This window comes from Rhodococcus sp. ARP2 (genome assembly GCF_001029585.1).
Taxonomy (GTDB): Bacteria; Actinomycetota; Actinomycetes; order Mycobacteriales; family Mycobacteriaceae; genus Rhodococcus_F; species Rhodococcus_F erythropolis.
This window is the reverse complement of sequence record NZ_LEKE01000017.1, coordinates 1-4489: the sequence shown is the minus strand read 5'-3', so window position 1 is coordinate 4489 and position 4489 is coordinate 1. Positions and strand designations below refer to the sequence as shown.

The following is a 4489-nucleotide window of genomic DNA, read 5'->3' as shown; positions in this document are numbered from 1 at the left end:
CTGTGCGCCTTTATTAACCGCCGGCGGTTAATAAAGGCGCACAGTGTTTACAGGGCGTGGTCCTTGGTCTCGACGAGCGCCCAGGTGCAGACCAGACTCACCACACCGAGGATTGCCAACATGATTCCGATGGCCATACTCCCGTAGGCCGAGGCCAGCGGTGCGGCGATCAGCGGCGGCACTGCGCCGCCGAGCACTCCGGCGAGGTTGTAGCCGAGGCCGGCACCGGTGTAGCGGTAGCGGGTCTGGAACATTTCCGGAAGCAGCGCACCGCAGGGGCCGTACGCGATTCCGAAGATCATCAGCGTGCCGAACATTCCGAGGATGAACGCGATCGGTGTTCCGGTGTCCAGGAGCGGGAACAGAATGAGCGCCCACACCACAGCCAGACCACAAGAGATCATGATGACCTTGCGACGCCCGATGCGGTCCGAGTACAAGGCGGAGACGATGATCGCCGCACCGAAGACGAAGGCGGACGCGATACCGACCGACAGGACGAACGGGCGGGAGAAGCCGAGGGTCTTGGTTCCGTAGCTCGTGAGGAACGCCGTGCCCATGTAGAAGAACGCGAACAGGCAAGCGAGGGCGCCGGCCGAGAGCAGGATTTCCTTGGTCTGGAACCGCCAGGCATCCAGGAACGGGAGGGTGCGAGGTGCTTCGTTCTTCTGCTCTGCAACGCGCTCTGCCTGCTCCGCCTTGAAGACCGGGGTCTCCTCGATAGCGAGTCGCATGTAGAGGCCGATGCCGACCAACACGATGGAGAACAAGAACGGGATACGCCAGCCGTAGTCGAGGAAGGCTTGGTTGGTATCGCCGAGAACAGCGCCGGTGATGAGGAATGTACTGCTCGAGAGCACGAAGGCGATTGCGGGGCCGAGCTGCGGGAACATCGCATACAGACCACGTTTGCCCGGTGGGGCGTATTCCGCGGTGAGCAGAGTTGCGCCTGCCCATTCACCGCCGACCGCGAAGCCTTGGCCGAATCGCAAGAGCACCAGGATGATCGGAGCCGCAACACCGATGGTTGCCGCGCCGGGCAGCAAGCCGATCAGGAGCGTCGAGATACCCATGAGCAGGAGCGTCGAGATCAGAGTCTTCTTGCGACCGATGCGATCACCGAAGTGCCCGAACAGCATTGCGCCGACGGGCCGGGCGATGAATGCGACTGCGAAGGTCGCAAACGATGCGACGGTTCCCGCGGTGGCACCGAGCGCGGGGAAGAATACCGTCGGAAAGACAAGTGCCGCAGCAGTTCCGTAGATGAAGAAGTCGTAGAACTCGATGGTCGTGCCGATGCAGCTCGCGATCGCGACGCGCCGCACACTGGTGGTCTGCTGGGGTTGTGTCGCGCCTGCGGCACTCGCACCCCCGGCGCCGGCGGCGCTGTTGCCGCCTGTGGGAGAGACTGTGGTCACTCGATTCCTCCGTGGTCCCGTGGTGTCGCCCTGTGGGCATCACCGTCGATAGGAGGAAAGGTAGTGATGTGGCTCACCCCTGCACTACCCCCGAAAGGGGGTAGGAGTGATCTCGGTCACGACTTGTATGCAATGGTAACGAGTTTCACGGCTCTTCACATGCCGTGGGCCGTCCGATTCGTTCACACGAATCGGACGGCCCACGCTGAACTGCGTCAGGTCCAGCGCTACGAATCAAGCCTTTCCGGCAGCCCCGAAAAGCTCCTGACGGATCTCTCCCCACACCGTGGCATAGGAGTCGATGACCGGTTCTGAAATCCACTTGGACTCCCCCGCTTGAACTTTCGCGAGAGCATCCGAGAAGAGATCCTGGTAGCGGGACAACCGCGGAACGAATGCCGACAAATCGTCGAACAGGTTTGCAGCCCGGCGGTCCAGCTCGGCAAGGGAATTCGCGTCTGCGTCGTCGATAAGTGCAACGAACTCCTCGTCCAGCGGAACGAAAGCCTCGTACACCTCGCCGATGGAGTCCTCGTCGATCGAGACCCGCTCAGCGTCCAACTGATCTTCGAGTTCCGCGAGGCCTTTCTCGGTCAGGCTGATGGCGCCTTCTGCTTCGGCCGCTTTACCCTGCGCGACAAGTGCGTCGTACGCAGCCTGACCGGACGCTGCGCTGACGCCCAAGTGCTCGGCCAGGACGACCGCTCCGACCCGCTCCTTGAGACGTACTGCTTGGAGCAGTGCCAACTCGTCCACATTGCCAGCGAAGGCCATCAATTTCTCCTACTCACGTGCCGCCTCTGCGGCTCCAGCATGTCAGCGGACTCCCCTGGGTTTCCGCAGCCCGACAAGGGGCCTGAAAGAATAAGATCACAATCCAGCGGCTGAATGATCCGTTGCCGTTTACCAAAATTCGGAAACAGGGCAAAGTTCCCTTTCTTACGATATCTTTACCCAGGTGATTCCCCGACTAGTCTCGGTGGTGATCCCCGCGTTCAATGCAATGGATCACATCGACGAACAACTCACTGCCCTCTCCGAGCAGGACTATGAAGGCGCATTCGAGGTCCTTGTTGCCGATAACGGGTCCAGTGATGGCCTTGGTACGCACATCGCAAACCATGTGCTTTCTCAGTCACTGACTCTACGACTAATCGATGCGTCCTCCGCCCGAGGCGGTGGGTACGCACGCAACGTAGGTGTTTCGGCCGCACGTGGCGACTTCATCGCATTCTGCGACGCAGACGATCGTGTTCACCCGTCTTGGCTCACAGCCCTTACACATGCTGCGGCGAACGCGCATGCAGTTGGTGGAGTTGTAGAAACAATGTCGATCAACTCCGCCGAGGTAGCTTCATGGCGCACGTTTACGAACACACAGTTCGGCAGCGATGATTTTCTTCCCTACGGAATAACCTGCACATTCGGTATTTGGCGATCTGCCTTCGACCAGGTCGACGGTTTCGATCTTCGCTACGTGAACTCCGGTGAAGACATCGATCTCAGCTGGCGCCTCCAATTGGCAGGAATGAAGTTGGCTCACGCACCCGAGGCAGTCGTCGCGTATCGCCTGCGCAGCACTTATCGCGAAACGTGGAATCAGACGCGCGCATACGGGATGGCGTCAGCCCAGCTCTACTCACATTTTCGAGAATTCGGTCACCGCCGTACCCCAATGAGAACCCTTGGAACTACTTTACTCGCGCTTCTGCTTTTCAATCCGCTTGTTCCGAGCAGGTTCTCTCCAATTCCGCGTGGAAGGTGGTTCGTTCACGCCGGCAATCTCGTCGGCAAGCTCCAGGGCAGCCTCAAGTATCGCGTGCTGTATCTCTGACGCAGAAATCTGCCAATTCCGTCAACTAGTCGAGCGTCAGCACTTCTCCCGACGCAACGGCGTCGGCGCGAGAGGTGTCCTTGAGGTCGACGCCGGAGCGGCCCAATTGGCGCGCTCCCGTCACCAACCCCAGGACGACACGAGCAGCCTGCTCGTATCCGAGGCCCTCGGGTGGGTGGACATTGGAAATGCAGTTTCGATCCGCGTCGGTACGACCGACGCGCGGAAGGTGAGTCAGATAGATCCCGACGCTGTCCGCAACGGAGAGCCCTGGACGTTCGCCGATCAGGACGATCGCCGTCTGCACTCCCATCGCGGCGGCGATGTGATCACCCAGTGCCACACGGGCATTCGTGGCGATCACCGGCGGCGCAATCGAGTACCGCTCCCCCAACACCGTGACCAACGCGGACAGTAGTTGCTCGCCGTGGTCCATCAGTGCTCGCGGGGAGAGTCCGTCGGCGAGGATGAACCCGATTTCCTTGTCGGAGCTCTTGATCGCGCTCAGGTCCGCGGGTTGTCGCCCCAGGTCGGGTCTCCGGAGATACTCGCTGCGAGTGGAGACGCTGCTCGCGACCACCACCGGTGCCCCGATACCCACCCCGTCGACCCGACTGACGAGAGTCTCGGAATCGAGTGGCTCGTGCACTGCGTCGCGGGCTGCGGCGTGTGCTGCCTTGAATTCGAGAACCCGCTTGGTGGGCAACGAATCTCCGGCACGCCCCAGCCCGATACGCGATTGTGTGGTCTTGCGCAGTGGACCCCAGAAATCGAGGATCGGCGCCTGATCTTCGGTCATGAGTTCACCGTCAAAGCCCGAAGCGGCGACATTTCGGCGTCGATCGGAAGAACCCGACCGTTTGCGTCGGTCATCCCCAAGTTGTGGAGCCAGGTCTCGAACTCCGGGGCGGGCTGCAAACCGAGGACCTTACGCACGTACAACGCGTCGTGGAACGCCAGACTTTGATAGCCGAGCATCACGTCGTCGGCGCCGGGCACCGCGATCACGAACGCCGCGCCGGCGACGCCCAGCAAGGTGAGGAGGTTGTCCATGTCGTCTTGATCGGCTTCGGCGTGGTTGGTGTAGCAGACGTCCACTCCCATCGGCAGCCCGAGGAGTTTTCCGCAGAAGTGATCCTCCAAGCCCGCGCGAATGATCTGCTTGCCGTCGTAGAGGTACTCGGGACCGATGAAACCGACCACCGTGTTGACCAGCAGCGGCTCGAGATCTCGAGCC

The 4489-nt window shown here is 61.1% G+C and carries 5 protein-coding genes; 1 reads left to right on the top strand and 4 read right to left on the bottom strand.

Annotated elements, in window-relative coordinates; genetic code table 11:
• Positions 1-47 precede the first annotated feature (47 nt).
• Together ABX74_RS03075 and ABX74_RS03070 are read right to left on the bottom strand one after the other, a co-directional pair.
• Positions 48-1418 carry an MFS transporter gene (locus ABX74_RS03075; RefSeq protein ID WP_370671300.1) on the bottom strand — a complete coding sequence of 457 codons (1371 nt, stop codon included), beginning with the start codon at positions 1416-1418 and terminating at the stop codon, positions 48-50.
• Between the two features lie 234 nt (positions 1419-1652).
• Positions 1653-2192, bottom strand: coding sequence for a hypothetical protein (locus ABX74_RS03070; protein ID WP_047888200.1), 540 nt, complete (start codon positions 2190-2192; stop codon positions 1653-1655).
• A 184-nt stretch (positions 2193-2376) separates the two neighbouring features.
• Here ABX74_RS03070 and ABX74_RS03065 point away from each other — a divergent pair, with 184 nt between their 5' ends.
• Positions 2377-3252 (top strand): glycosyltransferase, encoded by an 876-nt coding sequence (locus tag ABX74_RS03065; protein ID WP_029536725.1) that lies wholly within the window; start codon positions 2377-2379, stop codon positions 3250-3252.
• A gap of 25 nt (positions 3253-3277) precedes the next feature.
• On the opposite strand, the gene eutC is transcribed toward ABX74_RS03065, so the two are convergent.
• The gene (eutC, locus tag ABX74_RS03060) at positions 3278-4051 is read right to left on the bottom strand and encodes an ethanolamine ammonia-lyase subunit EutC (RefSeq protein WP_047888199.1); all 774 of its coding nucleotides are present in this window, start codon (positions 4049-4051) and stop codon (positions 3278-3280) included.
• On the bottom strand, positions 4048-4489 hold a 442-nt coding region (gene eutB / locus ABX74_RS03055), incomplete at its 5' end, for an ethanolamine ammonia-lyase subunit EutB (RefSeq protein WP_047888198.1). The genes eutC and eutB, both read right to left, overlap by 4 nt.

Coding starts and splice junctions, on each gene's coding strand:
- ABX74_RS03070 (WP_047888200.1), bottom strand. CDS start 2,192: ATGGCCTTCGCTGGCAATGTGGACGAGTTGGCACTGCTCCAAGCAGTA.
- eutC (WP_047888199.1), bottom strand. CDS start 4,051: ATGACCGAAGATCAGGCGCCGATCCTCGATTTCTGGGGTCCACTGCGC.